This window comes from Methylobacterium sp. 37f (assembly GCF_023093475.1).
GTDB lineage: Bacteria > Pseudomonadota > Alphaproteobacteria > Rhizobiales > Beijerinckiaceae > Methylobacterium.
On the sequence record NZ_JAGHKN010000024.1, the window covers coordinates 67,584 to 73,583 of the forward strand.

Annotated in this window: 3 protein-coding genes; 2 read left to right on the forward strand and 1 reads right to left on the reverse strand. The window is 70.8% G+C overall.

Features of this window, described 5'->3' with window-relative positions; genetic code table 11:
• The first annotated feature begins 65 nt into the window (after window positions 1–65).
• Together J7U37_RS16330 and J7U37_RS16335 are read left to right on the forward strand one after the other, a co-directional pair.
• The gene (locus J7U37_RS16330) at window positions 66–1,373 is read left to right on the forward strand and encodes an AMP-binding protein (protein ID WP_247636398.1); all 1,308 of its coding nucleotides are present in this window, start codon (window positions 66–68) and stop codon (window positions 1,371–1,373) included.
• A gap of 308 nt (window positions 1,374–1,681) precedes the next feature.
• Window positions 1,682–2,026 (forward strand): hypothetical protein, encoded by a 345-nt coding sequence (locus tag J7U37_RS16335; protein ID WP_056181292.1) that lies wholly within the window; start codon window positions 1,682–1,684, stop codon window positions 2,024–2,026.
• Window positions 2,027–2,138: 112 nt separating this feature from the next.
• Here the strand turns inward: J7U37_RS16335 and mfd are convergent, their stop codons facing one another.
• Window positions 2,139–5,747, reverse strand: a complete 3,609-nt coding sequence (mfd, locus tag J7U37_RS16340) for a transcription-repair coupling factor (RefSeq protein ID WP_247636399.1) — start codon at window positions 5,745–5,747, stop codon at window positions 2,139–2,141.
• Between the last annotated feature and the right edge of the window lie 253 nt (window positions 5,748–6,000).

A 6,000-nucleotide genomic window follows, 5' to 3' on the forward strand; every position in this document is an offset into this window, starting at 1 on the left:
TTCAAGCCGCCCACCTTCTGGACTCCGTCCGGGCAGGGATTCCCTTGTCCCAGGCCAGTGGCCGGATGACCGGCTTTCCCCCCGCCGGCCGCGACCGCCCGGCTCTGATCGGTCCGGGGGCAGGTTCCGGCCCGGCCGGCGAGGGTCCGGCTACCGTACGGGTTCCGCCCCGGGCGCAGCGTCTCTGTACCCTGCTCGCCGCCACGGCGCAGGCGCATCCGCACCGCGTCGCCTTCATCGATCCGCCGCACAAGCCCCTGTGGAGCGGACGGGCCGCCATTACCTGGACCTACGCGGCGGCGGCGGAGATCGTGGCCCGCCTCGCCAACGGCCTGCGCGGCTGGCGCCTCGCACCGGCGAGCCGCATCGGCATCGCACTCGCAGGCAGCTCCGAGAGTTTTCTCGCCTATCTGGCCGTGGAGGCCGCCGGTCACATCCCGTGCCTGCTGCCGCTCGCCCTCGACGAGGACGGCCTGCTTGCGGCGGTGCAGACCGCAGGCCTCCCGGCGGTCATCACCCAGACGCGGTTCGGCCCCCTCGCCCCGGCCCAGCGCCTGTGTCGCGTCGCGGTGCGCTATTTCGGCCTGCGCTACCTCGCCGCCTTCGGACCCGACGTTCCCGACGGGGTGATCAACCTCGACGCGATGGTCCTGGATGCGGCGGGCGGCCCCTTCGCGCCCGGACCCGGCGGGTTCATCAGCTTCGCGGAGGGAGACCCCGCGCGGCCCGTCCATCGCAGCGGCGACGCGCTGCTCGCGGCGATCGCCGTCTACCTCGTCACGGCCCGGGTCCAGCCCGGAGACCGCATTCTCAGCCTGCTGCCGCAGACCGACCTGCGCGGCCTCGTCACCGGGCTTGGTGCGGCGCTGGTGGCGGGGGCCGGCCTGGAGACGCTCCCGGTGTTCGAGGCCCGCAGCTTCGCCGCCACCCTCGACGGGCCGCTGCCGACCCGGCTCGTGGTGCCCGCCGCCCTGGAACGCAACCTCGCCGCCAGCCGGCTGCCGACCTCCCTCGACGGAATCGTCCTTGCCCATCGCGCGCCGGGACGCCTCGGCCCCCGATGGCTGACCCCGCAGGCGAACCGGCCGGTCATCGATGCGGTCGCCTTCGAGGAGACCGCCCTGCTCGCCGGGGCCCGCGAGGCCAACGATGTCGCCCTGTCCCTGACCTATCCCGAGCGCGGGCACCTGTTCTCGACCCTGATGGCCCTGCGGCGGGACCCCGACGGACGCCTCGCCTTCCGGGGCCGGGCCTGCCATGCCGGCGCGCTGCAGCGCGACATCACCATCCCCGAAACGGTGGATGCCTGGGCGGCTTCGGCCTTCTCGGTCGATGTCGAGGACGACCAGACCCTCGCGATCCGTCGCGCCTGACGCGTCATGCTCCCGTCACGCGGGAGCCGATGATCCGGGCGCTGCCCGTCATGCGCGCGGTCAAAGGGCGAGGGATGCGGGCGCGCAGCGCCGCGAACCGGATTGTCGGGTCGTTGGAGGATCTTGCGCCGAAACCTTCGCGCCGTTCCGGCACGGAATGATGCGGCGCACCGAATCGGTTCAGGTTCCGGTCAGGCGGCCGACGTCACGGTCATGTTCGAAACGTGGCCGGCGAACCAACCGCCCCCATGTGTGTTGTCACACGGGTCTCTTTCCAAGGGACGATGGATGGGCTAGCACTGATGCTCATGGGTGCGCTGCAACAAGTTCTCGTTGTCGATGATGGTCACCGCGCCATCGATCATTCGCTTGCCGCCGAACTCGCCGAGCTCGGTTATGCCAGCGTCACCGCCTCGCTCGAGGCGGCACACGACGTGCTCGCGGTGATCGCGCGCCCGGCCGCAATCCTGCTCCAGGCCTCGTCCCGCCGGGATCCGGCCTATGCCCAGCTCTCGGAGCGTCTGCGGGAGCAGATGCGGCAGGCGGGCATTCCCGTCATCGTGGTGGACGAGGGCATGGCGCGCCGGTCCGGAACGGCCATCGACCTGCAGAGCCAGATCGGTCCCTACGTGCTCAACGAGCCCGACCTCTGATCGGAATCGGTTGAGCGACCGGGCCGAAACGGCTCTTGGAGAACGGCTTTTCGAAACGGGCGTGCCGCGCGGCGCGCCCGTTTCGCGTTTGGGAGACCCGTCGCTTCGCGGCTTAGGCGGCCTTCTTGCGGCGGGCGATGGTCGACAGGCTGCGCAGGATCGTGGTCGTCACCTTGAGGCGCTCCGGGATGGTGTCGAGTTCGCGGATGAACACGATGCTCATGTCCGGCCGCACCTTGGCGAAGGAGGCCTGCTCGGCGACGTAGGTCACCAGCCCCTGCGGGTTGGCGAAGGCCTTGTCGCGGAAGTGGACGACGACGCCCTTCGGGCCGGCCTCGACCTTCTCCACGTTGGTGTCGCGGCACAGGATCTTGATGGTGACGATCTTGAGGAGCTGCTCCACCTCCGGCGGCAGGGGGCCGAAGCGGTCGATCAGCTCGGCGCCGAAGCTCTCCATCTCGGCGTCGTTCTCCAGCGTCGAGAGCCGGCGATAGAGCCCGAGGCGGACCGTGAGATCCTCCACGTAGTCTTCCGGAATCGTGACCGGCGCGCCGAGGGCGATGGTGGGCGACCACGCCTCCTCCACCGGCTCGTCGATGCCGGCCTTGAGCGCGGTGACGGCGTCCTCCAGCATCTGCTGGTAGAGCTCGTAGCCGACCTCCTTGATATGGCCGGACTGCGCGTCGCCGAGGAGGTTGCCGGCCCCGCGGATGTCGAGGTCGTGGCTCGCGAGCTGGAAGCCGGCCCCGAGGGTATCGAGGGTCTGGAGCACCTGCAGGCGCTTCTCCGCCTGGACCGTGAGGGTGCGGTTGGCCGGGGTGGTGAACAGCGCGTAGGCCCGGGCCTTGGCGCGCCCGACGCGGCCGCGCAGCTGGTAGAGCTGGGCGAGGCCGAACATGTCGGCCCGGTGCACGATCAGGGTGTTGGCGGTGGGGATGTCGAGGCCGGATTCGACGATGGTGGTCGAGAGCAGCACGTCGTATTTGCCCTCGTAGAAGGCCGTCATCACGTCCTCGAGCTGGCCCGCCGCCATCTGGCCGTGGGCGACCGCGACGGTGGTCTCGGGCATCTCCTGGTCGAGGAAGCGCTTGACCTCGGCGAGGTCCTCGATGCGCGGCACCACGTAGAACGACTGGCCGCCGCGATAGCGCTCGCGCAGCAGCGCCTCGCGGATCAGCAGGGGATCGAACGGCGTCACCGAAGTGCGGACCGCCAGGCGATCCACCGGCGGCGTCGCGATGATCGAGAGTTCGCGGACCCCCGTCATGGCGAGCTGCAGGGTGCGGGGGATCGGCGTCGCCGACAGGGTGAGCACGTGGACGTCGGCCTGGAGCGCCTTGAGGCGCTCCTTGTGGGCGACGCCGAAATGCTGCTCCTCGTCGACGATGATGAGGCCGAGATCCTTGAAGGCGACGGTCTTGGCCAGCAGCGCGTGGGTGCCGACGACGATGTCGACGGTGCCGGCGGTGAGCCCGTCGCGCACCCGCTTCATCTCGGTGTTCGAGACGAAGCGCGACATCTGGGCGACCTCGACGGGCAGGCCCTTGAAGCGCTCGGCGAAGGTCCGGTAGTGCTGGCGCGCCAGCAGCGTGGTGGGCACCACCACCGCCACCTGCTTGCCGCCGAGCGCGCCCGCGAAGGCGGCGCGCAACGCCACCTCGGTCTTGCCGAAGCCGACATCGCCGCAGACGAGGCGGTCCATCGGCCGGCCGGCGTTGAGGTCGGTGAGCACCGCGTCGATGGCGTTGGCCTGATCCTCGGTCTCGTTGAAGGCGAAGCGCGCCGCGAACTCGTCGTACAGGCCTTCCGGTGCGTGGAGCCGGGGCGCCTGACGGACGAAGCGCTCGGCCGCGATCCGGATGAGCTGGCCCGCCATCTCCAGGATGCGCTTCTTCATCTTGGCCTTGCGAGCCTGCCAGGCGCCGCCGCCGAGACGGTCGAGGGCGACCTCGGCATCCTCCGAGCCATAGCGCGTCAGAAGCTCGATGTTCTCCACCGGCAGCAGCAGCAGGCCGCCGGCATACTGGATCTCGAGGCAATCGTGCGGCGCCCCCGCGGCCGTCACCGTCTTGAGGCCGACGAAGCGGCCGATGCCGTGGTCGGCATGGACCACGAGGTCGCCGGGCTGGAGGGCCTGCACCTCCAGGATGATGTCCTGCGGGCGCTTGGCCTTGCGCTTCTGGCGCACCAGCCGGTCGCCGAGGATGTCGCCCTCCGAGATCACCGCGAGCCGGTCGACGACGAAGCCGGATTCGAGGCCCCACACCGCCACCGCCACGTCGGTGCCGCGCTTCAGCGCGTTCACCGCCGTCAGGGTGTTGATGGCGACCGGCTTCTTCAGCCCGTGATCGGCCAGCACCGAGCAGAGCCGGTCGCGCGAGCCGTCGGACCAGGAGCCCAGGATCACGTGATGACCGGACCCCTGCAGGTCCTTCACGTGGGCGACGGCGGCGTCGAACACGCTGGCGGATTCGTCGGCGCGCTCGGCCGCGAAGGTGCGGCCCTGACGGCCCTCGCAGTCGATGGTCGCCCGGTCGGGGCTCTCCGGCATCGAAAAGGGCGAGAGCCGGGCGACCGAGGCAGCGGCCACCCGGTCGCGCCACTCGTTCGGCGTGAGATAGAGGGCGGAGGGTTTCAGCGGCTTGTAGGGTGCGACGCCCGGGGACGGCGCCTTCACCGCCTCGGCGCGGGCGTCGTAATAGTCGCGGATCAGGGTCAGGCGCTCGCCCGCCGCCTCGTCCACCTGGGCGTCGAACACCAGCGGCACCCCGCCGACATAGTCGAACAGCGTGTCGAGATGGTCGTAGAACAGCGGCATCCAGTGCTCGAGGCCGGCATAGCGCCGGCCCTCGCTGATGGTCTCGTAGAGCCGGTCGTCGCGGGTGGCCGCGCCGAAGGTGGAGAGATAGCCCTGGCGGAAGCGCCGGATCGTCTCGGTGGTGAGCTGCACCTCGCTCATCGGCACGAGGTCGAGGGAGCGCAGCTGCCCGACGGTGCGCTGGGTCTCGGGATCGAAGGCGCGGATCGACTCCAGGGTGTCGCCGAAGAAGTCGAGGCGGATCGGATTGGGCAGGCCGGGGGGCGACAGATCGAGGATGCCGCCGCGCACCGCGTACTCGCCGGTGTCGCGCACCGTCCCGGTGCGCAGGAAGCCGTTGGCCTCGACCCAGGCCGTCACCGTGTCCATCGGCACCACGTTGCCGATGGCGGCCGAGAACGTCTCGACCGCGATCTTTTCGCGGGGGGGGACGCGTTGGATCAGGGCGTTGACGGTGGTGCAGAGGATGCGGGGCTGCTCCTCCGAGGAGCGCGAGCGGGCGAGCCGCGACAGGGCCGTCATGCGCTGGGCCGCGATGGCGCCGTTGGGCGAGACCCGGTCGTAGGGCTGGCAGTCCCAGGCCGGCACGCTCATCGTCTCGATCTCGGGCGCGACGAACTTCAGGGCACTGACGAAGGCGGCCGAGCGCCCGGAATCGCGGGCCACGTGGACCAGCACCGCCGGCCCCTCGAAATCGCGGCTGAGCGCCCGGGCCAGATCCGCCACCACGAGGGCGTCGAAGCCCTCCGGCACATTGGCCAGGGTCGGGCTGTCGCCGCGCTTCAGCGCGTCGAGGGCGCGGGCCAGCGCCCCGGATTTCGGCAGGGCGAAGCGCGCCGTCTGGGGCTTCGGCGCGGGGGCGGCCGCTTTGATCTGAGGCGGGTTCGTCTGGGGCTTGGCCATCGGGTCGGGGTTCTGAACTCGTGCTGGGCCGGGCGGAAGCGACTGTCTCCGTCCGCCCTCCTGTCTCGGAAGGACCGCCGCGGCGGCCTCGAAAGGACGTTGCGTTCCCCCGGGCGCGGACCCGGAAGCGACGAACGCGTATGTATCCCTGAGCCCGGTCCTTACCAGACCTGCCCCGCGCCGTACCGGCGTTAACGCACCCCGCCGCGTTGATCCAGCGCAGCGGCGTGCGGCCGGCCCCCCCAAGCGGCCC

What these genes read in the sequence shown, in the direction of transcription:
- J7U37_RS16330 (WP_247636398.1), top strand. Translation starts at nt 66, where the DNA reads ATGACCGGCTTTCCCCCCGCCGGCCGCGACCGCCCGGCTCTGATCGGT.
- J7U37_RS16335 (WP_056181292.1), top strand. Translation starts at nt 1,682, where the DNA reads ATGGGTGCGCTGCAACAAGTTCTCGTTGTCGATGATGGTCACCGCGCC.
- mfd (WP_247636399.1), bottom strand. Translation starts at nt 5,747, where the DNA reads ATGGCCAAGCCCCAGACGAACCCGCCTCAGATCAAAGCGGCCGCCCCC.